Origin of the sequence: Anaerococcoides asporogena, assembly GCF_029590275.1 — a bacterium.
GTDB lineage: Bacteria > Bacillota > Clostridia > Clostridiales > Clostridiaceae > JG1575.
Genome location: NZ_CP120965.1, coordinates 213,799 through 235,981 on the forward strand (window position 1 = coordinate 213,799; position 22,183 = coordinate 235,981).

The following is a 22,183-nucleotide window of genomic DNA, read 5'->3' on the forward strand; positions in this document are numbered from 1 at the left end:
CTCTATGTTTTCAAACGAAGGGTCTGTCAGCCCGAATCCGGATTTTTTGAAAGACCGGTTCCTGGGAGGCTTTGCTGCACAGACCCTGATCGGGCAGAAGACGGATTCTTCTAAATGTAGCGCTTGCGGCGGAACCACCACAGGCTGCCAAAGACAACCATCAGGGACAGGAAGATGACGCCCAGATAACCCTGCGGGTGATTCAGCTCGGGCATAAACTCAAAGTTCATCCCGTACCAGCCGGCGATGAGCGTCAGGGGCAGGAAGATGGAGGCGATCACCGTGAACAGCTTGGCTGTTTTGTTGAAGCTCAGATCAACCTGTGCCTGCCACGATTCCCGGACCTGGGCAATGGTATCCTGGAGGTTGGTGAGCTGCGAGCTGAGACGGTCGGCTTTGAGGGACAGCTTCATGAAGTACCGGTCGTACCGTTCGGGAATCAGGTCAGACTCGTCAATTTCCAGGATTTCGATAATGTCCTGGGTGGGCTCGATGTAGCCTTTGAGGAACTGCAGCTCCTTGCGCATCCGGACCAGCAGGTCCATATGCTGATCCGGATCCCGCAGCTGGCGCGGCCTGTACTTCTGCGCGTCATCCACCTGGACGATTTCCAGGATCTGGTTTTCGAGCTCCAGGGCACGCTGTTCCAATTGCAGGATCAATCGTTTGTCGTTGTCCAGGACTGCGTCGATGAAGGTGTAGAGGGCCCGGTAAATTGAGCTTTTATCAATTCGGTTCAACGCATAGCTCAGTTCCTCGAAGTCGCCGTGATACACGATCATGACGTTATACTGCCCCAGGAAGACGTTAATTTCCCGGGCAATCAGGTTTTCCTGAGTGGATGGGTCATTCAGGATATTGTTGATAATCAGGAACAGGAGATTATCGTAGAACTCGGCATTGGGTGACTGGTTGGCATCCAGGGTTTCGGCAAAAGCCCGTTCGGGAAAGCGGAAAACGCTCTTGAACTCGGCAAATTCACGCGGGGAGAGCAGTACCAGGTGCTGAGCGGCGGGATTATCAAAAAACGCGCTGTCCAGATCCTGAGCCGAAAGATTCAATGGCGTCGTACTGTCCTTCAGGCCTAACTGATAAATTTCCATAAGCAGAACCTCTGATTCTTGATACCTATAGAATAGCACATCCGGACAATTCCGGTCGATGCAGCCATTTTCTGTGCAGGAAATGCAAGGTGTTTCCTGAAACCGTCAATTATCCGAATCAAATATAAATTTATAAATAATGTGTCTTTTACAGGTGGACAGATGGCCGACCTGGTGGAATCCTTTACAGAAAGCGGAATCGTAGATGTAAAGAACGTGAAAGTCCAGTAAAATCAACGTTTCTATTCCATAATTTTACACTAAATCCCATGAATGGGGCGAATGGGTTTGTTAATCAAAATTGGCTTTTTCATTAGATTGCCAATTTTGTAAAAACTGCATTGACAATCCCATAATCAGGTTCTAAACTCATTCTATAATATTCAATCTTTGTGAATATCTATGAACAGAAGGGAACTACAGGAGGGAAGCAATGAAAAAATCAGTCAGTAAACTAACCGCTCTATTGTTGACATCAGTTCTACTTGCAGCAGGATGCTCGAATGGCGGATCGACAACGACCCCGTCCAGCGGCGGAACCGCTCCAGCCGGGGGCACCATCAAGATCGGTGTCTTCGAACCCCTGACCGGCGCCAATGCAGCAGGCGGACTGCTCGAACTCGATGGCATCAAGCTGGCACACAAACTGTATCCATCCGTTCTGGGACAGCAGATCGAACTGGTCCAGGCTGACAACAAATCGGACCGTGTGGAAGCTGCCAATGCCGCCTCTTCACTGGTCAACGCCAAAGTCAATGTCGTTCTGGGCAGCTGGGGATCCTCACTCTCCATCGCTGGCGGCGTCGCCTTCCAGAATGCCAAGATCCCGGCCATCGGTACCTCGGCGACCAACCCGCAGGTTACAGAAGGCAATCCTTACTACTTCCGCGTCTGCTTCATCGATCCCTTCCAGGGAACCGTTATGGCAAACTACGCGTTTACCAAGCTGGGCCTGAAGAAAGCAGTCATTCTGCGCGAAGTCAACAGTGACTACTCCGTGGGTCTTGCCAAGTTCTTCGAAGAACAGTACAAGAAACTGGGCGGAACCATCGTCAATACCTTCAATTTCCAGACAGGCGACCAGGACTTCAACGCAATCCTGACGAACCTGAAGAGCTCCGGCGCAGAAGTTGTATTTGCTCCCAGCAACTACACGGAAGCCGGCCTCATCATCAAACAGGCCAAGGAAATGGGCATCACCGTTCCGTTCCTCGGCGGCGACACCTGGGAGACTCCTCAGATGGTTGAAATCGGCGGACCGGCAGTGGACGGCGTCGTATTCTCCACCTTCTTTGATCAGGATCACCCGCTGACCGCAGAAACCACCAAGTTTATCGAAGAGTGGAAGAAAGAATACCCCGGCAAAGAACCCGCCGCAGTATCCGCTCTGGGCTACGATGCTTACCTGATGGCTTACAAAGCCATTGAAGCTGCCGGATCAGCTGATCCAGCCAAGATCCATGAAGCCCTGGGCAAAGTCAAGGACTTCCAGGGAGCAGCCGGAGTCGTCAATTTCGACGCGAACCGCAATGCGATCAAGGACGCAGTCCTGAAAACCGTCAAGGACGGCAAGTTCACATTCTTGGATATCGTTAAGCCGGAATAATCACCTGACCATCAGGCGATCACTTCCTTCCTCATCGGGGGGACCCCCTGATGAGGAGGGAAGTATATTTTTTAGAGAGGTGATTTCATGAGTACCCAAGCCCTGTTCGAATGGCTGTCGCAAAACCTGCTCAACGCTTTGGCCCTGGGCAGTCTGTATGCTCTTCTGGCCATCGGCTACACCATGGTATACGGCGTTCTGAAGCTGATTAACTTCGCCCACGGTGATATTTTCATGGTGGCAACCTATTTCTTCTTTTATGCCCTGACCCGTTTCCAGCTGCCCTGGTATGTCGCCTTCTTCGGCGTCATCATCCTGACGGCTATCCTGGGTATGGCGGTCGAGAAAGTCGCTTACTCAACCATCCGCGAAGCGCCAAAAGTTACCCTGCTGATTTCCTCCATCGGAGCCTCGTTCCTTTTGGAGACATTGGGAACCGTCGTATTCGGCGGCATCACCAAAAGCATTCCGCAGCTTCCGCTATTCAACACCGTCATGGTGCTTGGTCCGGTGCGGACCCAGCGTCTGACTTTCATCATCCCGGTTGTGACTGTAATTTTCCTGGTTATTCTGGTGTATCTCATTGATAAGACAAAAATGGGAATGGCCATGCGTGCTCTGTCCAAGGATCAGGAAACGGCATCCCTGATGGGCGTGAACGTGAACCGGACCATTTCCTTTACATTTGCGGTGGGTTCCTCGCTGGCGGCCATCGGTGCCATGCTGTGGGGCCTTAAGTACCCTGCCATTATCCCGCTGATGGGCGTTCTGCCCGGACTCAAATGCTTCATCGCCGCCGTTGTCGGCGGAATCGGCAGCATCAAGGGTGCTGTTCTGGGTGGTCTCATCATCGGTTTCGGCGAGATCTTCATTGTTGCCTCGAGCTTTATTACTAAGGTTGATATATCCGGATACAAGGATGCCTTCGCATTCATTCTCCTCATTGTCATCCTGATGTTCCGGCCGGGCGGCATCACGAACCAAAAGATCACGGAGAAGGTGTAGCTATGGATAAGAAAGTTAAAATCGCACTGAATCTGATGCTTGCTTTAGGACTTCTGACCTTTGCGAACTTCTCACAGGATATGTTCTCCAATGACACCATCCGCCTCCTGACGCTGTCCCTGATTTACGCCATCGGCGCCATGAGCATGAACCTGATCAACGGGTTTACCGGTCTCTTCTCGCTGGGTCACGCCGGCTTTATGGCCATCGGAGCCTACACTACGGCTATCCTGACCCTGAGCCCGGCCAATAAGCAGCAGCTCTTCATCATCGAGCCCATTGCCGGTCCCTTGCTGAACCTGAACACGCCCCTGTGGGTCGCCCTGATTATCGGCGGACTCATCGCCGCCCTGTTTGCTCTGCTCATCGGACTGCCGGTGCTGAAACTCAAAGGTGACTACCTGGCCGTCGCGTCCCTCGGATTCTCCGAGATCCTGGTCATCATCTTTACCAATCTGACGACCATTACCAATGGGGCCACCGGCCTCTCCCGAATTCCGGGACTGAAAAACCTGACCGGCATGACCGCCTCGATGAGCCCGTTCTGGCCGATGCTGTTCTTCCTTCTGACGCTGCTGCTGCTGCGTAAACTCATCGATTCCTCCTACGGCCGGGCGCTGAAAGCCATCCGGGAGGATGAAATCGCGGCCGAGGCTATGGGCATCAACCTGCAGCTTCACAAAACGCTGTCCTTTGCCGTTGGCGCCTTCTTTGCCTCCATTGCCGGAGGTCTGCTGGCCGCCTGGGGCACCTCGATCAATCCTGTCCAGTTCAAGTTTGTCTTTACCTATCAGATCCTGCTCATCGTCGTTATCGGCGGCATGGGTTCACTGACCGGCTCGATCCTGGCGTCCTTCCTGTATGCCTTCGGCATGGAGCGGATGCGGATCCTGGATGATATTTCCGGAATTGCCGGCCTGCGCATGGTGGTATTCTCCATCCTGCTGATTCTGGTCGTGCTGTTCTTCCGGCGCGGCATCATGGGAACCAGAGAGCTTACCTGGGAGTCCCTGGCCAAACTGTTTAACCGCAAGAAAGGGGAGGTGAGCTAGATGGGAAAAGAGCCGAATACGCCTCATCCTGACAAGAACCTGCACCCGGATGTGTTCCTGGATCCCGGAATCAAACCGGATGAGGGAGCCATGGTCAACATCACCGACTCTCATATCAAATCGGCCATTCTGCGGACGGACCTGGAAGGCTATGCCAAGCCAGTCGGATCGGAGGACGAAGCAACTGGCCTGACGCCGGTCGCTCCGAAGCCGCCGCAGGGAGAAGTCGTTCTGAAAACGGAGGCCATTACCATGCAGTTCGGTGGTCTGACCGCCGTCAATGAATTCAACCTGGTTCTGGAAAAAGGCCAGATTGTTGCCCTGATCGGCCCCAACGGAGCCGGCAAAACTACCGCCTTTAACATGATTACCGGCGTCTACAAGCCGACGAAAGGCCGGGTCTGGTTCAACGGCAAGGATATCACCGACCTGAAGCCCGATGCCATTACCCGGCTGGGCATCGCCCGAACCTTCCAGAATATCCGGCTGTTCCGCGACCTGACCGTTTATGAAAATGTCCTGATCGGAAATCACCTGCGCATTCGCAGCAGTTTTCTTTCCGCCACCGCCGGACTTCCCGGCTACCGCAAGGAAGAAGCTCACTTCCGCGAGAAAACCGAACGGCTGTTAAAACGGGTCGGACTGTGGGAACTGCGGGCTGAAAAAGCCGGATCCCTGCCCTACGGCAAGCAGCGCCGGCTGGAAATTGCCCGGGCCCTGGCCACAGAGCCTCAGATCCTGCTGCTGGACGAACCGGCAGCCGGCATGAATCCAAAGGAAACAGACGATCTGACGGAGTTTATCCGGGAAATCCGGGATGAATTCAATCTGACGATCTTCATGATTGAACACCACATGCAGGTGGTCATGGGCATTTCCGACAAAATCTATGTCTTCGACTATGGCACCACCATTGCCGAGGGCAACGCCAAAGAAATTCAAAACAATCAGCGAGTCATCGTTGCGTATCTGGGGGTGGATGAAGATGCTTAAAGTGAAAGATCTGGTGGTCGCCTACGGCGGCATCCAGGCCCTGCGCGGGGTCAGCTTCGAAGTCCCGGATCACAAGATCGTCACCCTGATCGGTGCCAACGGCGCCGGCAAGTCCACCACGCTCAAGGCCATCATGAATCTGGTAAAGCCCAAGTCCGGCTCCATTGAGTTTGACGGGGCGGATCTGGTCAAAACGAAAACCGGTCTAATCGTCCAGAAGGGCATTTCCCTGGTTCCGGAAGGCCGGCGGGTATTTGCCAATCTGTCCGTACTGGAAAACCTGAAAATGGGCGCTTTCCTGCGGACTGATGCCAAAGGCATTCAGGAAGACATCGACAAATGCTACGAGCTCTTCCCCCGTCTGAAGGAACGAGCCTGGCAGGAAGCCGGAACGCTGTCCGGCGGTGAGCAGCAGATGCTGGCCATCGCCCGCGGCCTCATGGCCAAGCCCAAGGTTCTGATGATGGATGAACCCTCCCTCGGACTGGCTCCTCTTATTGTCCGGGATATGTTCCGGATTATCGAGGAGATCAACCAGACCGGCGTGACCATTCTCCTGGTGGAACAAAATGCCAATGCCGCCCTGAAGATCGCTCACGAAGCCTACGTTCTGGAAACAGGACTCGTGACCATGCATGGCACCGGAAAGGAGCTGCTCAGCGATGAAAAAGTCAAGCAGGCCTACCTGGGAACAACGGCTCACTGATCCTTTGGCTCACTTGCAAAGCGAGGGAATTTAAGACAAAGTCAGGCCGTTCAGCCATTCGGACCGCAACCGATCCGGATCGTGCCAGGGCTTGGACAGAACAAGAAATAAGAAATAAGAAAGCGGGAGTCCGGCAGCAATGCAGACTCCCGCTTTCCGCCGTACCGGATCCTGAATCGGCACACCAGCGGGGGGGATGACGCCGGCCGCAGGTCCAGGCGGTGGTGATGAAGGCGATCGTTGACAATTTTCGCTTCCAATGGAAAAATGATGGAAACGAGAGCTAAAATTCTGATCCGTCAGAAAGAAGGCAATGAAAGTGAAAAACGCTCCATCGAAACAGAGGGAGCGCAAAGCAGAGAGGGGAGCGGGGGATATGAACAGACGATTGACGGTTGGATTTGCAGTGCTGGTTCTGGGGCTGGTTTCGTTTGCCTGGTGGACTTCTTCGGATCCGAAGGAAACGGTGCCTGACCAGACAGTGACCATCGAACAGCTGCCGCATGCATCTTATGGCGAGGGGTTAAGCTATGACGAAATGATCTGGGACAAGCAAAAGATTGGCCTGCCCCTGGATGATCAGCCCGAAGAGCCACAAGGCGAAACCGGCACCTTTCCTGCCCAGGTGAGGTACTACAAGCTGGCATTGGAGGATTATCACATTGCGAACTGGTTCAGAAGGTATACTCTGACGCCGGTATTCTATGTCGGCTTATCCTTTTCTGATCCGACGGGGACACCGGACCAGATTGTTTCTCTCAACGGCGCCTATGTGTCTACTGAAAAAGGGAATCCCTGCGCTTTTCAGGGCAGAGTTTTTTACAAGCTCGAAACCGGAAGGCAGTTCTTCTATGGCGTTTCCGGGGACACTTATGAACCGGGACTGCTGGACTCACCCTCGGCACCAGGCAGGTTCTTGCAAAATGTAAGTTTTGACGACAGGTTCTACACTGCTGAGCTGAAACCATAATAACTGGCAATATGTTTTTCAGGGTGTTCTAGTACCTCCTTGGGACAATAAGGAGCCTCACCAATTCCGAAACAGAACAGGAGCCCGGCGGCTCCTGTTCTGTTGACGGCGGTTGTTGCCATACAGGATCACGCAAAACGCGTAATGTATTCCTTGCGGGATGCCGGGGCACCATCACAGCATGAAGAATTTCTTTCTTCGTTACTCGCAAACCAAGGGAGCAGCTCAATTTGAGCTGCTCCCTTGTCCATACGATCATTTAATGTTTTGCCCTGATCGATCGAATACTCAGAAGTACAAAAACATAAAATATGACATCTGATAAACCTGCTGGAGTTACTCCATTGGTAATCCGAAACTCAGTGAAGTAAGCAATCACAACAAGAGCAATCCCTATCAATTCCATCGTTAATAGCCCGAGGATTGGTATGCTCTAACAGCACCAACACGTTCCACTCGATCATCGAAGTTCGTGCAGAGTATCACCTTGAGAAGTTTTTCACCGGAATCCTTTTTCAATTTCCACGTACCCTCCTATTTGATAGATAAAGCATATCATCGTGATTTTTTAGATAAGTGTCACCTTAATGACAACGATGACGTTAAAAGATTTGTTTAGAAAATCCGTCGGAAATTCGTCGGAAATTCGATGGAAGATCGAGCGGTTCAGGTGTCTGCCGGCAGGGGAGTAATTGTGAAAGCAAGAAGAAAAGCCGTTGAAAGACACCAGGTCAGATTCGGCGGGATATCTTCTTTAATCATTGGTTAATAATGTTTTGATATAACCTAGACAAGGGGTGATTCAATATGAATTTTAACCAAAATAACCAAGGGTTCAACAACACCATACATTTTGGCAAAAAAAACAAGACTCAGGGGTCCCGAAGCGGATTCAAAGCCTGGCTCGAGGAGCTGAAGGGAAAGGTCGGCAAGTGGGATAATCAGCGTAAGGGTCTAAACCCTCTTCTGATCCTTCTGTTCACACTGATCGCCATGTTCATCTACTTTTTCCTGACCCTGCCGGCTTTAAACTTCATGGCTCCGGAATTTTATGCCTTCCTGATTACCGCGGTTCTGATCTTCAATGGTCTGAATCTGCTGTTCGGAAAGCTGCCGGTGTTTCGTACGGGCTGGATCTCCACGGTGGCCATTGCGCTTTTAATCGCCATTCCGGCTGTCCTGGGTTTCTTCTCCCAGCCGCTGTTACGGGCGAAAAGCTATGCCACACTGATCCAGGTCGAGGATGCGAACTTCGCCGATTCCGTCAAGGAAATGAGTTATGACAAGGTCCCGGTGGTGGACCGCGAAGCGGCTGCCATTATCGGCGCGCGCCAGATGGGTTCGGTTCAGGAAGTGGTCTCGCAGTTTGAGATCAACGAAAACTATACCCAGATCAACATCAAGAACGTCCCGGTGCGGGTTTCCCCGCTGGCGTACTCTGACATCGTCAAGTACTTCATTAATTCCGGAAACGGTATCCCTTACTATGTCAAAGTCGACATGGCCACCCAGGAAGCGGATCTGATTAAGCTGGCCAATCCGCTCAAGTATTCCAAGAGCGATATCCTGATGCGGGACATCACCCGCCACAATCGGTTCAATCATCCCACCAAGATGTTTGGGGAAACCAATTTCGAAGTGGACGACAATGGCAATGGCTACTACATCACTTCCGTTCTGACCCGCCGTATCGGCTTCTTTGGCGGTACGGACGTCAAGGGGGCCATTGTTACCAACGGCGCCAACGGAGAATCCCAGTACTACGACATCGCCAACGTGCCAAACTGGGTTGACCGGGTCTATCCGGCGGATTTGATTGTCCAGCAGCTGGATTTCCGGGGAATGTACACCAATGGCTTCTTCAACTCCATCATTGGTCAGCGCAATGTCACCCGGACAACTCAGGGTTACAACTACGTGCCGCTCAATGATGACATCTATCTGTTCACCGGCGTCACCTCAATCCGCAGCGACTCCTCCAACCTGGGCTTCTACTTTGTCAATCTGCGGACCAAGGAAGCCAAGTTCTTCTCGGTACCGTCAGCCGATGAAGTGTCCGCCATGAATTCGGCCGCCGGTCAGATTCAGGAGAAGAACTACACACCGGCCTTCCCGGTGCTGCTGAACATCAAGAACCGGCCGACGTACCTGATCGGTCTGAAGGACGCTTCCGGCCTGGCCAAGATGTTTGCCCTGGTCGACGCGGAAAACTACCAGCAGGTCATCGTCGGCAATACCGTTCAGGAAGTCATCGCCCAGTATAATCTGCGGACTGATACTTCCAACCAGCCCGGAGCTGATGCCAACGAAAAGACCATTGTAGTGGACGAAGTCCAGAACGTGGTCATTGACGGCAACACCATCTTCTTCATCCGGGCCAAGGATGACACCACCATCTATGTAGGCACCGCCAAGCAGCTGGGTTCAGCCCTGGTCTTTGTCAAGCCGGGCGAAACCCTGAAAGTCTTCGGCAATCCCAGAGGCGAACAGTTCGACATTCTGGAAGTAAGACCCTAAACGAAGGGGTGATCTTACCGGATTGTCCGTGTCGCCTGACTGGCAGCGAATATCCCAACCACCCCGGAGCCGGCTGGCTCCGGGGTGATTTATTTCCTGGGCGGAGTGGAGGAGTACGGAGGTGAATAGATGACGGAATCAATTTTATGCAATCGATTACCAGGAAAGGCGGTCAGGTAGTTGATATCTCACTGAATTTAGAATTATACTGAAGTCAGACGAATTGGCAGGAAAGGGGTATGAGATAATTGACGGGAAAAATTGGCACAAAAGAGGATCGGATTCTGGACATTTATACTGCGCTGCTTAACGGCGAGGCTGTCAGTCTGACGGAGTATGCCCAAAAGTACGAGGTCAGCGAGAAATCCATCAAGCGTGATTTTCAGCGGATTGAATTGTTTCTGGCAGACTACAACCTGGCCAGCAGCGACAACTTCAACATTATCAATACTAATACCTCCAAGCGGGACAAGGCTCAGTTCCAGCTGAAGAACGCGGAGAACAACTACATGTCCCGGGCTGAGATTCTGGCAGTGGTGAAGATTCTGATGGACTCCCGCGGCCTGTCTGAATCCGAGATGAACCCCATCGTGAAGAAACTGATTGCATCTTCCGTCTCCAAGGCGGATCAGCGCTTTATCCGGGATCTTTTGATCAATGAATGGTATAACTACGTGGAGCCCAGCCATGGGCAGCCGATCCTGGAAAAGCTTCTGGAATTGGCCAAAGCCATCAAGGAACAGCGGATCCTGCGCCTGACCTACAGCAAATCCAGCGGCGGGTCCGTGGAACGGATCATTGAGCCCCTGGGAATCATTTACAGTGAATTCTATTTCTACCTGGCCGGAAATATTAAAAATATCGACAAGGACAAGCACTTCCAGATCAAAGGCGATGAGAATCCAACCATGTACCGGCTGGACCGGATCCAGGAGCTGGAGCTGATGGATGAGCGGTATCAGGTGTCCGAGGCCAAGCGGTTTAAGGAAGGCGAATACCGCAAGCGCATCCAGTTTATGTACGGTGGGAAGCTGCATCATGTCCGCCTGCTGGTTCGGGATTTCGCTCTGGAAGCAGTCAGCGATAAATTGGCTGGGGCGAAAGTCAGTCCCTGGAACAAAGACGGTTATGAATATCTGGTGGAAGCGGAGCTCTTCGGGGAAGGCATTCTGATGTGGCTCATGGGGCAGGGCGATGGCGTGCGCCTGATTGCGCCCCAGTCCCTGGCCAAGATGATGCTTGACCGGGCCAATAAGCTGGCAGACATGTACAAATAAAGTCGAATTCGGCAGATTTTCCTTCCCGGCCGGTCTTTTGGCAGGTGTCATCCTCAAAATTAATAGAATATTCGCAGTCTGGTTCGAGTCAGAACATAATCTCGGGCTATACTAATGAAAAATACCGCGGCTTCCCAGTTTTAGGATGTCGCGGTTTTCAACGAGAGACAAGCAATGATCCGAAGGGATCGGGAAAGGCAGGGCAATCAAATGAGTCAGAATGGCATCATGTTCCAATATTTTGAGTGGTATATGCAGGATTTGCAGAATGATCTGTGGATCCGGCTGAAGGAGGATGCCCCGCGCCTGGCCGGTCTGGGCATTTCCAGCGTCTGGATCCCGCCGGCCTTCAAGGCGACTTCCCCCCTGGATACCGGCTACGGCACCTATGATCTGTATGACCTGGGAGAATTTGACCAGAAAGGATCCGTGAAGACCAAGTACGGCACGAAAGAAGAGCTGCTGGCAGCCATCGCGGCGCTCCATGAACATGGAATCCAGGTCTATGCCGACGTGGTGCTTAACCATAAGGCCAACGGCGATGAAACAGAGACCTTCCTGGTCCGGGAGGTTGATCCATCGGATCGCACCAGTCCCATCTCCGAACCCTACGAAATTGAAGCCTGGACTAAATTTACCTTTCCCGGCCGTGGTGACCGGTATTCCGCGTTCCAATGGAACTGGAGTCATTTTACCGGAACAGACTTCAATGCCAGGGACAACCGCCGCTCCGTCTACATGATTGAGGGGATCAACAAGGGCTGGTGCCAGGGCGTTACTTATGAAAACGGAAATTTCGACTACCTGATGTTCAACGACATTGACTATAAGCATCCCGACGTGGTGAAGGAAATTCGCAGCTGGGCCATCTGGTTCCTGAATGAAACGAAGGTGGACGGCTTCCGCTTCGACGCGGTCAAGCACATCAACGACTTTTTCCTGCGCGATCTGGTTCGGAAAATCCGGGGTGAATACCGCCAGGATTTTTATGCTGTGGGCGAGTACTGGCATCAGGATGAGGAGGAGGTCAACAATTACCTCGACCAGACGGATTATGAGATGGATCTGTTCGATGTGCGCCTGCATTTCAATTTCCATCATGCCAGTCTGGCCGGGGCGGACTATGACCTGACGACCATTTTTGACGGTACGCTGGTTCAGAATCATCCGGCCATGGCCGTCACCTTTGTCGACAATCACGATTCCCAGCCGACTCAGGCGCTGCAGTCCTGGGTGGAACCCTGGTTCAAGCCCCTGGCCTATTCCATGATTCTTTTGCGCCAGGATGGTTATCCGAAAATATTCTATGGGGATTACTTCGGCATCAAGGCTCCGGAATCCATTGAGGGCCATCAGGCGATCCTCGATCAACTGATCTACCTGCGCAATCAGCACGCCTACGGCGAACAGGTCGATTATCTGGATCATCCCAATGTCATCGGCTGGGTTCGCCTGGGGGATGAAGTACACCCGTACGGCTGCGCGGTCCTCCTCAGCAATGGGGAAGAGGGGGAGAAGCTGATGAATGTCGGTTCCATCAATCAGGGGGCAGTCTACGCCGATTATACCGGCAGCCGGACCGACAAAGTCACCATCGATCCGGATGGCAATGGCCTCTTCCGCTGCAATGCGGGGCAGGTGTCCGTCTGGGTTCGGGATCAGGTGACGCCGGAAGAGGCGTTCAACGAAGAAAATCTGTAACCGGATGACATCGGGCGAATCAAACGCTATGGGGCTGAAGTGTTTTTTATTTCCACATTGAACAGGGACTGCCTGACGTTGGTCAGGCAGTCCCTGTTATTGCGATGCTGGATGGGAGGATCCGACGAACTCCGCTTAAAAATGGAGGGCCTCGTCGGTTCCGTAAAAATAGGCTTTCAGGGCGTTGACCAGGGTATCGCAGTCCTCGCGGGTGATGCCGTGGTGCGTGACGAAGCGGACAACGCCATGTTCATGGCCGTTGGTCAGGATGCCGCGCTCGCGCAGGAAGTCCTGCAGTCCGTCCATCCGGCTGTCATCGGGTCCATTATGGCTGGCAAAGACCATATTGATCTTGATATTGGACTCGAACACCTGGAAGGCTTCGATGGTTTTGAGCTGTTCCCCCAGATACAGGGCATTTTCGTGGTCTTCGCTCAATCGGTGGCGCATTTCGTTCAGAGCCACAATGCCGCAGGCCGCGAGAATACCGGCCTGGCGAAGTCCGCCGCCCATCAGCTTCCGGTTGCGCCGAGCCTTGTCGATGAAGGCTTTCGGCCCGCACAGCACCGACCCGACCGGAGCGCAAAGTCCCTTGGACAGGCAGAAGGACAGAGTATCCGTATACCTCGTCAGTTCCCGCACGTCCACTTTTAGATAGGCCGCCGCATTGAAAATACGGGCTCCGTCCGTATGGACCGGAATGCCATGCTCCCGGGCCAGTTCCCAGGTTTCGCGCATGATCTCAGGCGGCGCGACCAGTCCGTTGGAATGAGCGGTTTCCATGCAGATCAGGCCGGTTTTGGGATAATGGATGTCTTCGACGGTGCGAAGCTTGGCTTTGATATCTTCCGGCTTCATATAGCCCATTTCATCATCGACTTCACGGACCATGGCGCCGGATAGTCTGGCGCAGGCGCCGCACTCATGCTGGATAATGTGAGCGCCGGAGCCCACGATGATTTCGTCCGACGGGGAGATATGGGTCATGATGGCCAGCTGATTGCTGAATGTTCCGCTGGGCACAAACAGGGCGGCTTCCATGCCGGTGATTTCGGCGGCCAGGGCCTCCAGACGGTTGATCGTGGGGTCATCGCCATAGACATCATCGCCCAGTTCGGCTTCGAGCATGGCATCGTACATCGCTTTGGTGGGCTTTGTCACTGTGTCGCTGCGAAAATCGAGGAAATTCATTTTTTCTTCCATATCAGGTGCCTCCAGTATCTTAATCAAAGGGTTCTGACTTCTATTATACTCTATTCCCAGGCAGATCAAGAGAAAAAGAGCATTCGGACCGGATCGGTATGATCTTGAACCCGCTACAGCCAGGCCCTCTGCGGAAAGAATCGAATGGACAGAGCAGGGAACCCCCATCTGAAACATAGACCATCGCAAGCTCTCCCACTTAACCTGCCAATAAATTCCCAGTTTCGCGATGTACTTTAGAAATTACATGTTCAGTTCAGTATCCTTGGTCAACCCTTCTCATTCGGCGGCAAATATTTTTTGTGTGGAGGGTTGTTATTTGAAAAATTGCACGCTATAATGATGTGTGGACTAGCATATGATTAATACATGAAGAAATTCCGGACTCTGTATTTTTTATACAGAGTCTTATTATACGAATTAATAAATAAATCCAAGATAAAGTGAGGCAATTGATTGAAAGAAACCATTTTAAATCCGAGTGAACACGTGGAAGAGCAGATTGAAACCGTGGAGCAGAACAGCTTTGACGGACTGGGGCTGGCGCCGGAAGTGCTGAAAGCCATCCAGGACATGGGGTTTGAAGAACCCTCGCAGATTCAGGCTGCCATCATCCCTACCCTGATGTCAGGCAGCGATGCCATTGGGCAGGCACAGACGGGAACCGGAAAAACCCTGGCCTTTGGGGCACCCATGATTTCCATTCTGAGGAAATCCAAGCGCAAGGTATCCGGCCTGGTGCTGGCTCCGACCCGTGAACTGGCGGTTCAGGTCAGTGATGAGCTGACGCGCCTGTCCAGCAAGACAAACCTGCGCATCCTGCCTGTCTTCGGCGGCGCGCCCATTGACCGTCAGATGAGAGCCCTCAAGGAAGGGGTCGATATCGTAGTCGGAACTCCGGGACGGGTCATCGATCTGATCAACCGCAAAAAACTGATGGTCGAAGACATTGAGTTCTTCGTACTGGATGAAGCGGATGAAATGCTGAATATGGGCTTTATCGAAGATGTTGAGGAGATTCTCAGCCATGCCTCCGACAATCGTCAGACCATGCTGTTCTCCGCCACCATGCCGCCCGCCATCAAGAATCTGACCAAGCGGTTCCTGAAGCCGGACGCGGAGCACATCACCATCAAGAAAGTAAGTCTGACCGTTGATACGGTGGAACAGTACTACTTTGAAATCAAGCACAAGGATCGGTTTGAGTCACTTTGCCGGATTCTGGATGCCACGAGCCATTCCACGGTTCTGATCTTCTGCAACACCAAGCGCAACGTCGATACTCTGACGGATCACCTGAAGAGCCGGGGCTACGATGTGGAAGGCATGCACGGCGACATCAACCAGGCTCAGCGGATGCGTACCCTGGCCAAGTTCAAGGAAGGCACCATCGAATTCCTGGTAGCCACTGATGTAGCAGCCCGCGGCATCGATGTGGAGAATATCTCCCATGTCATCAACTACGACCTGCCCCAGGATCTGGAAGCCTATGTTCACCGCATCGGCCGGACTGGCCGGGCCGGACGTACCGGTACCGCGTTCTCCCTGGTAACTCCCCGGGAGTACATGGACATCAAGCAGATCGAGAAGATGACCCATTCCAAGATTCGCCGCAAGGAAATCCCGACCGTCGAAGATATTTTCGAAACCAAGTATGCTGATATCCTGACCGATGTTCGGGAAGAGCTGGAGAAAGAAGACTATAAGCGCTTCCTTCCCCATGTCACCGCACTGGACGAGGATTACAACCTGGCAGAAGTGGCCGCCGCACTCATGATGATGCGCTACCGCGATGAAGTATCCTTCGATTACACCCAGAATAAACTGGAACAGGCTCAGCGCAACGCCAGAGTGTTCATCACCGTTGGCAAAATGGACGGTCTGAATCCGCTCAAGCTCCTGAAGTTCCTGCAGAGTAACACGAAGGTCGATTCACGGGACATCGGCGACATCGAGATCCTGGAGAAGTTCAGCTTCTTTGAAATCAAGGAAGATCTGGCCGCTCCGGTCATCGAAGCCTGCTCCGGCAAGAAGCTTCTGGGCCGCAAGGCAGCCATGGACATTGCGGAAGGCAGCGGAAAACGGAAATCCAGATCCAGCCGTCCCCAGTCCGACAAACCCCATCCCTTCAAACGAAAAAAAGTATACTAAAAAATCTGAAGCGAATCCTGTCGGCGATCAGTCGTCAGGATCGTGACCGAGCCAACCAGGAGTTGTTGCAAAACTAGGAAACTAGAGGAGCAGCAGCTCCTTTCTCACCGTTTGAACCAATGTTTCTGATTACACAACCTGGAACGTACCCGGACATTCCATCCTGAACTTTCAGAATGCCCTTATGTCTGGAACGATCGATTACTCCCCGGAGTAATGCCCTCTTCACTCGGGATGTATTCAAACAAGGTCCCCTCCAACTGTTCAAAAATGGTCTATCAAAATCCGCTTCGGATCTTCGATAGACCATTTCTGGTTTTATTTTTTTCTCCATGACTTTTTTCACCATCCATCTTGGGGAACTGCCGGGTGATGACAGATCGTTGCCGGATCCACCGCGACAGCCGATCTGATGCCATAATACACGAAGATCGGATACCTTTTCAGGGAAGCTCCGTGAGATGCTGGTCCGCGAGGTTCAGCTGGCGGTCGCAGACGTTGGCAATGTAGAGTCGGTCATGGGAGACGCTGATGATGCAGCCGGTAAAGTCGGAGAGGATCTCCCGGATCACCGGGGCTGACAGAGGGGAGAAGTTGCGGGTTGGTTCATCCAGGATGAGGAGTTGTTTGCCTTCTTTGATGAAATGGAGGATGAACAGTTTGGCTTTTTGTCCGTCGGACAGTTCGGCCGGCGGCCGGAGCATTTCCTCCCGGGTAAATTTCATGGCACCCATGAGTTCGCGGGCGCGTTCCTTGTCCAGCTTGTGGCCGGAAGGTGCCAGAAAATCAAGGCCGGTGGGGAAGCCTTCCAGGCCTTTCATATAATCCTGGGGCATGTAGCCGATGTTGAGATCGCCGCGCCGGGTCAGGTCTTCATAGATTTTTGCCAGGAGCAGGGACTTGCCGGTCCCGTTGTTTCCGGTGAAGACTACTTTATCGCGGGCCAGGATGGTCAGGTCAAAGGGCACCAGGAGCGTCCGCTGGGGCAGTTCCAGGGTGGCCTGATTCCATTCCAGGATTCGCTTGGCCGGGGGCAGGTCGGTTGGCGGGAAGAAGACATCGATGGCTTCCTCCGGGTGATCCACTTTGGTGTAGCTTTCTTTTTCAAATCGTCGTTCCATGGACTTCACCGCATGCATTTTCTTTTTGAGGAGCCGGCCGCCGGCGGGATCCTGCCGGGAAATGGCGTTTTGAGCGTGGTGAACAGCATTCATGATGTCATTGAGCCGTCGTTTCTTTTCCAGGTACTCGACTTTTTCCTTCCGGGCCAGCTGCAGGGTTTTTTCGTATCCCTGCAGGCGCTCTTCCACATAGGTCCGGTAAGTGCCGCGGTAATCGGTGAATCGGCGTTTGGTTTTCAGGTTGACCTGCTCCAGATGGAGAATCCGGTTGGCACAGCGTTCCAGCAGAGTTTCGTCATGACTGACAAAGACCACCGGCATTTTCTGGCGCAGAATGAACTCCTCCAGAAATATGAGGGTTGCCAGGTCCAGGTCGTTGGTGGGCTCATCCAGCAGCAGCAGCCCGGCCGGGGTGCCCATGAGTTTCAGCAGCTGCAGCTTGACCCGCTCCCCGCCGGACAGTTTTGCCATGGGCAGGTCCTGGGTCAGGAAGGCGGTGGGTAGATGCAGGGAATCTGCCAGTTCATGGAACAGGGTCAGCCGATTGTAGTCTTCCGGCTGCAGGATCTGGTCCGGTGTGTTTTTCAGCAGAAAGTCAGCGGGAATGGCATCGAACCATTCGGCCGGAAGATGCTGCGGCAAATAGCCCGTAATCACATCATCATGCAGGATCTCCCCGGTGACGGTAAAATAATCACTGCCGCCGGCGGGATCCAGCAGAATTCGGAGCAGGGTTGATTTTCCGTTGCCCTCCTCGCCGATGATGGCGATGCGGTCTCCGGGATTGATGGTGAAGCTGATGTCGCTGATCAGCTCTGTGCCGTCCGGTTTATGGACGTTCAGGTGTCGGAGTTCCATCATGGGGTACCACCTCCTCGCCCCAGATCGCTTTCAGTTCAGGTGATGTGGATAAGAGTTGTGCAGGCGGGCCGTAGGCTTCCATTTTACCGTCCTTGAGAACCAGTACTTTATCAGCGTTCTTCAGGCAGACATGCCGATTGGATACGGCGATGCGGGTTTTATGGCGCTGACCGATGCGCTCCCAGAGTTTCAGCTCCGTGTCGACATCCAGTGCCGAGGAAACATCATCCAGGACGAAGACTTCCGCTTCATGGGCCAGCATGCGGGCAATGGCGACGCGCTGTTTCTGTCCGCCGGACAGTTTGACGCCCTTGGTGCCGATGAGGGTGTCAGCATTCTGCTCAAACTGCTGCAGGTCCTCATTAAGAACGGAGTCCGCGAACGCTCGTTCCAGAACCTCCGGCCGACGCTCATGGCCAAGCAGAATATTGTCCTTAATGGATTCCGAGAAGAGCGACGGGGTCTGGGAGGTGTAACTGAACTGTGGGGGAATGACGCCCTGTTCGATGGGCAGAGCTTGTCCGTTCCACAGCACCTCACCGGAATCTTTTGATTTGACCCCGAGCAGAGTTTTCAGGAGAGTGGATTTGCCGGAACCGATGCGTCCGGTAATAACCAGAAACTCTCCGGCCGGGAGGTCGAAGGAAATATCACTTACGCCATTCTCCCCCCCATAGGTGGAAGTCAGGTTTTTCACGCTCAGGACCTTCAAAGGTTCTGCCAGGGGCTGTTCGGTAATGGGCGAGGGAGGATTTTTCAGGTTGAACCGGTTGACATCGAACAGGAAGCGGTCATCGCTTTGTCCGGTCATTTCCAGCATGCGGTCCAGGGAGACCGTGCTCTGCTGGAAGCGGGCGGCCTGGCGTCCGACCCATTCAAAGAAGGAGATGACATTCCAGATGTAGTAGTTGAAGATGACAAAGTCGGCGGTGGAGAAGGTGCCGGCTCGGATTTTTCCGGCTGCGGCGATGAGGATCAGGGCCGTGCCTACTCCGGAAATATTGTTGGAGATGTTCCACAGCAGTTCCTGAATCAGGCTGTCCTTCACCATGGCTTTCCGGCGGATCTCGCCATATTCCAGCAGGCGGGCGATGACGCTTCGCTCCGCGCCGTTCACTTTGATGGCCTGTATATTGTTGAACAGGTCACCCAGCAGGGATGAAACCAGAGCGGAGCCTTTGCGGGACTTTTTCCGGTTGTTGATGATGCGGTTGCTCATGACGTTGGCCACCCAGGCAATGCCGATGAGGGGCAGGAAGAGCAGGATGGTCAGCTGGGCGTCCACCGCCAGCAGAATGAAGAAGACCACGATGTTGTACATGAGCTTGCCGAAGAAATCCAGTGAATTGTCCAGGGCGAAGGTGACATGCATCGGATCCTCCTTGATGGAGTTGATGGCCTCACCCATGGAGAATTTGTTCTTTTCCGGGCGTTCCGTCAGGATCATGTCCAGCAGGTTCTGCTTCATGCCGTAATTGGCCTTGAACAGAAGCAGCGCCAGAAAATAGCCGACTCCGATGATCAGACTGATGCGAAGCAGGGCGTTGAGCATCTGGGGCAGCATGATGCCAAGGACCCGGCCGCGGTCATAGGCTTCGCCGGTTTCCAGATAGGTAAAGAAATTGCGGTACATGAGGCCGGGAACCAGCATCGTGACATAGAGCAGCGTCCAGCCAAACAGGTTGATCAGATAAATGCCCTTGACCTGGGGCAGCTGCTTGATGAAGATGCGGATTCCCCGGATCATATTTCCGGTATTGGATCGGGTGTTTGATTTTATCATATAAGTACCTCCTCCAGGCCGCGCTGAAGCAGTCTGGCAAAGTGAGAGTCAGGATCCTGGGTCAGCTGAGCTGTAGCGCCCTGCTCCAGGATACGGCCATCTTCCAGGATCATGATTTCATCGGCCCGCAGAACAGTTTTCAGACGGTGGGCGATGATGATGGCGGTCCGGTTTTCCAGCAGGGTGTTCAAGGCCTTCTCCAGATATTTTTCAGTGATGGGATCCAGCCGTGAGGTGGCCTCATCCAGAATGACGATTTCCGGTTCCTTTAAAAAGACGCGGATGAAGGTCAGGAGCTGGAGTTCGCCGGTGGACAGGAAGGGGGCTTCCGTCGAAATTTTGGTATCAAGTCCCTCGGGGAGCTTGTTGAACCAGTCGCGAATGCCGATGCGGTCAATGGTGGCCATGATCTTTTCATCCGTGACCGAAGGATCGTACAGGGTCAGGTTATCGCGCACCGAAGTATTAAACAGCTGAACTTCCTGGGTAACGTAGGAGATCTTGCGGCGCAGCGTCTCGTCCGACAGGCGGCGGGCGTCGGTGCCGTCCAGATAAACGGTGCCTTCGCTGGGATCGTACAGCTTCACGATCAGGCGGGCCAGGGTCGTTTTGCCGGAGCCGGTCCGTCCCAGGAGCCCAAGAATTTTGTTTTTCTCCAGGCGCAGAGTGACATTGTCGATGACCTTTTCATTGTCCTCATAGGAGAAATGAACATGGTCCAGTTCGATGCCGCCCGTATTGGCCGTCACCGTTTCGGTGCCGGAGGATAAATCCCGCTTTTCGGACAGGATTTCCCGGATCCGGCGGATGGAGGCATCGGTTTTCTGCATGTACATCAGTTCTTCCCGAAGGTTCAGGATCGGCATGATGATCAGTTCGCCCAGCCGGTTGATCAGGTAGGCGGTACCGATGGAGAGTTCCCCGGCAAATACCATCTTTGCCATCAAGAGGACGACGATGAATTCAACGCCCCACAGGACGGCCTCGTCATAGCCCCAGGCACCGAAGCCGAACATGAAATCACGCTTGAACCATTTGAACAGGCGTCGGAGCACTGCGTTCATCCGGTTCATCAGATGAGGTCGGGCATCCAGGGTGCGGATGTCTTCAACGGAGGTGATTGCTTCTCCGATGATGCCGTAGAGGTTCGATTCTTCCTCTCTCAGGTGTTCGGAGGTCTCATCGATCTTCTTGCCCATGACGATCATGTACAGGTAGACCAGGATGGTCGCACCCATGTACAGCAGGGCAAAGCGCCAGTCGATGAAGAAGAAGTAGACAAAGACGCCGGCCATCATGAACAGGTTCATGACGATTCCGGTGATGAAGGTGGTGAAGAAGCCGAACAGGGAGTTGATGTCCCCGTCCACCCGTTCCACCAGCTGACCGGGAGTAAAGCGCTTGTGGAAGGCCATATCCAGGTCCATGGTGTGGCTTGTCAGATCAATGCGCAGGCCGTTGGTGGCCCGCCACCCGATGTTCTGGGTCAGCCAGGCGATGGCAATGCCGATCCCCTGCTTGGTAGCCGTCAGAACCAGGAACAGGACGGCCAGGCCATAGATACTGGCCAGCGGAACATCCGTTACGACCTGGTCGATGAATTCGCCCAGCAAACGCGGCTTGGCGGTTTCAACCAGAACATTGAGGATCAGGATCAGAAAGAGCGCGAGCAAGCCTTTCTTTTCCTTAACCAGGTATTTTTTTAACAGTGCGATGTAGTCTTTCAGGTTAATTTTCACGAATACTGTCCTCCTTGACTGTCAAATTTTGGATAAAAAGGGCTGGCACGGATCTCCAGGCATGCAAAAAAGGCCATGGGAGTTCCCATGACCATGTCAGATGCAAACGATAGCTTTATTGCACAAAAAATAAAGCGAGGTGCATAACAAGGATCACAGCGATGTCTCCCGAATTTTCTGCATGACAAAAAAGGCATATCGTGCCCGGGTTTTGTCGTTTACAGATTAATTCTGGTCTCCATCATTGAAATCATGTTATTACCTCCAGAGTGTTACTCACTCACACTTATCATTAAATCGCACTTTTTTTGATTTGTAAAGCGAAACCGGTTCAATAACGAAAATTCAACCCGGCATTATAACCCAACTTTCGTATAATTCCTTGTCGAATCACT

The 22,183-nt window shown here is 53.1% G+C and carries 15 protein-coding genes; 10 read left to right on the top strand and 5 right to left on the bottom strand.

Annotated elements, in window-relative coordinates; all coding sequences use genetic code 11:
* Window positions 1-110 precede the first annotated feature (110 nt).
* Window positions 111-1,103, bottom strand: coding sequence for a CorA family divalent cation transporter (locus P6M73_RS01065; protein ID WP_277854333.1), 993 nt, complete (start codon window positions 1,101-1,103; stop codon window positions 111-113).
* Window positions 1,104-1,536: 433 nt separating this feature from the next.
* Here P6M73_RS01065 and P6M73_RS01070 point away from each other — a divergent pair, with 433 nt between their 5' ends.
* The 9 genes from P6M73_RS01070 to P6M73_RS01110 all read left to right on the top strand — a co-directional run bounded on the left by P6M73_RS01070 (window position 1,537) and on the right by P6M73_RS01110 (window position 12,930).
* Complete coding sequence (locus tag P6M73_RS01070) at window positions 1,537-2,709, top strand: ABC transporter substrate-binding protein (protein ID WP_277854334.1); 1,173 nt, start codon at window positions 1,537-1,539, stop codon at window positions 2,707-2,709.
* Between the two features lie 87 nt (window positions 2,710-2,796).
* Complete coding sequence (locus tag P6M73_RS01075) at window positions 2,797-3,714, top strand: branched-chain amino acid ABC transporter permease (RefSeq protein WP_277854335.1); 918 nt, start codon at window positions 2,797-2,799, stop codon at window positions 3,712-3,714.
* 2 nt (window positions 3,715-3,716) lie between these two features.
* A complete protein-coding gene (locus tag P6M73_RS01080) occupies window positions 3,717-4,766 on the top strand; it encodes a branched-chain amino acid ABC transporter permease (RefSeq protein ID WP_277854336.1) in 1,050 nt (349 codons plus the stop codon).
* A 252-nt stretch (window positions 4,767-5,018) separates the two neighbouring features.
* Window positions 5,019-5,759: an ABC transporter ATP-binding protein gene (locus tag P6M73_RS01085; protein WP_277855708.1), complete on the top strand. Its 741-nt coding sequence runs from the start codon at window positions 5,019-5,021 to the stop codon at window positions 5,757-5,759.
* The gene (locus tag P6M73_RS01090; RefSeq protein ID WP_277854337.1) at window positions 5,752-6,465 is read left to right on the top strand and encodes an ABC transporter ATP-binding protein; all 714 of its coding nucleotides are present in this window, start codon (window positions 5,752-5,754) and stop codon (window positions 6,463-6,465) included. The genes P6M73_RS01085 and P6M73_RS01090 overlap by 8 nt, the downstream gene beginning before the upstream one ends.
* Window positions 6,466-6,841: 376 nt before the next feature.
* Window positions 6,842-7,435, top strand: a complete 594-nt coding sequence (locus tag P6M73_RS01095; protein ID WP_277854338.1) for a hypothetical protein — start codon at window positions 6,842-6,844, stop codon at window positions 7,433-7,435.
* 807 nt (window positions 7,436-8,242) lie between these two features.
* Window positions 8,243-9,952, top strand: coding sequence for a hypothetical protein (locus P6M73_RS01100; RefSeq protein WP_277854339.1), 1,710 nt, complete (start codon window positions 8,243-8,245; stop codon window positions 9,950-9,952).
* Between the two features lie 248 nt (window positions 9,953-10,200).
* On the top strand, window positions 10,201-11,229 hold the full coding sequence (locus P6M73_RS01105; protein WP_277854340.1) for a helix-turn-helix transcriptional regulator: 1,029 nt from the start codon (window positions 10,201-10,203) through the stop codon (window positions 11,227-11,229).
* A gap of 210 nt (window positions 11,230-11,439) precedes the next feature.
* A complete protein-coding gene (locus P6M73_RS01110; protein ID WP_277854341.1) occupies window positions 11,440-12,930 on the top strand; it encodes an alpha-amylase in 1,491 nt (496 codons plus the stop codon).
* A 135-nt stretch (window positions 12,931-13,065) separates the two neighbouring features.
* Here P6M73_RS01110 and ltaE read toward each other — a convergent pair whose 3' ends face one another.
* Window positions 13,066-14,133, bottom strand: a complete 1,068-nt coding sequence (gene ltaE / locus P6M73_RS01115) for a low-specificity L-threonine aldolase (RefSeq protein WP_277854342.1) — start codon at window positions 14,131-14,133, stop codon at window positions 13,066-13,068.
* 510 nt (window positions 14,134-14,643) lie between these two features.
* On the opposite strand from ltaE, the gene P6M73_RS01120 reads away from it, so the two are divergent.
* Window positions 14,644-16,284: a DEAD/DEAH box helicase gene (locus tag P6M73_RS01120; protein ID WP_277855709.1), complete on the top strand. Its 1,641-nt coding sequence runs from the start codon at window positions 14,644-14,646 to the stop codon at window positions 16,282-16,284.
* Window positions 16,285-16,727: 443 nt separating this feature from the next.
* Here P6M73_RS01120 and P6M73_RS01125 read toward each other — a convergent pair whose 3' ends face one another.
* From P6M73_RS01125 to P6M73_RS01135, 3 genes are read right to left on the bottom strand one after another with little or no spacing between them, the layout of a single operon-like run.
* The gene (locus tag P6M73_RS01125; RefSeq protein ID WP_277854343.1) at window positions 16,728-18,266 is read right to left on the bottom strand and encodes an ATP-binding cassette domain-containing protein; all 1,539 of its coding nucleotides are present in this window, start codon (window positions 18,264-18,266) and stop codon (window positions 16,728-16,730) included.
* Window positions 18,235-20,049, bottom strand: a complete 1,815-nt coding sequence (locus tag P6M73_RS01130; RefSeq protein WP_277854344.1) for an ABC transporter ATP-binding protein — start codon at window positions 20,047-20,049, stop codon at window positions 18,235-18,237. Before P6M73_RS01130 ends, P6M73_RS01125 begins: the two co-directional genes overlap by 32 nt.
* A complete protein-coding gene (locus tag P6M73_RS01135; protein WP_277854345.1) occupies window positions 20,046-21,788 on the bottom strand; it encodes an ABC transporter ATP-binding protein in 1,743 nt (580 codons plus the stop codon). Before P6M73_RS01135 ends, P6M73_RS01130 begins: the two co-directional genes overlap by 4 nt.
* Between the last annotated feature and the right edge of the window lie 395 nt (window positions 21,789-22,183).